The organism is Flammeovirga aprica JL-4 (assembly GCF_012844305.1).
Classification (GTDB): Bacteria; Bacteroidota; Bacteroidia; order Cytophagales; family Flammeovirgaceae; genus Flammeovirga; species Flammeovirga aprica.
Genome location: NZ_JABANE010000325.1, coordinates 1 through 879 on the forward strand (window position 1 = coordinate 1; position 879 = coordinate 879).

Consider the following 879-nt stretch of genomic DNA (forward strand, 5'->3'; position numbering starts at 1 on the left):
TCTGATAGTTTTCTCAAAATGATTACATTTATAATTATTTAAATTGAGAGAGCTATCAGGCTCTACTCTACTGTTGTGTGTAATTGAATTTAAGAACGACTTTAATATGAAACTAAAACTTTTAGTTGTAATTTTTTTCTTGGTAGCGGGGAAAATGTATTGCCAAGACACAAAAGAATCTAATATTACAATTGGACATATTGAGAAAATATACTCTGACAATCTACAACAAGATAGAGAACTATATATATACTTACCCAGAAGTTACAACAAGAATAAAGAGAAAGAATATTCTGTTGTGTATTTACTTGATGGAGAATTACATTTTGATTATGTGGCAAGTATGATTAAACAGTTAAGCTCCGTAAATGGAAACAAGATAGTTCCTGAAATGATTGTTATTGGTATTAAGAATATTAATAGGTGGTTTGATTTGACGCCAGAAAAAGACTCGTTTTTTAAAATAGAAACAGGAAATTCAGCAAAATTCACTGATTTTATTGAGTTCGAAGTTATGCCATTCGTAAATGAGAATTACAGGACTAAAGGAGGTAGCACAATCATTGGACATTCTCTTGGTGGTTTATTTGTTATTCACACAATGATAAATTCCCCGGACCTTTTTGAAAATTACGTTTCAATTGACCCTACATTGTGGTGGTTATCCAATAAATATCTCGACTTGTATTTGGAAAAGTTTGGCAAAATAGACTAAGTATATGACAAAAAAATGACTCTCCATGAAATTGATTAAATTTGAATTTCGACATACAAAATTTATCAATTATGGAAAGTCAACACGAATATACGAAATTGTTTGAAAAAATAAATTCACAGATCAAAATCAACAAAGCTAGATTAGATTGTTTGACATATCTA

At 29.5% G+C, this 879-nt stretch carries 1 protein-coding gene; it reads left to right on the forward strand.

The window, feature by feature from the left end:
- Positions 1-106 precede the first annotated feature (106 nt).
- Positions 107-715 (forward strand): alpha/beta hydrolase, encoded by a 609-nt coding sequence (locus HHU12_RS34165; RefSeq protein WP_169661182.1) that lies wholly within the window; start codon positions 107-109, stop codon positions 713-715.
- Positions 716-879 lie beyond the last annotated feature (164 nt).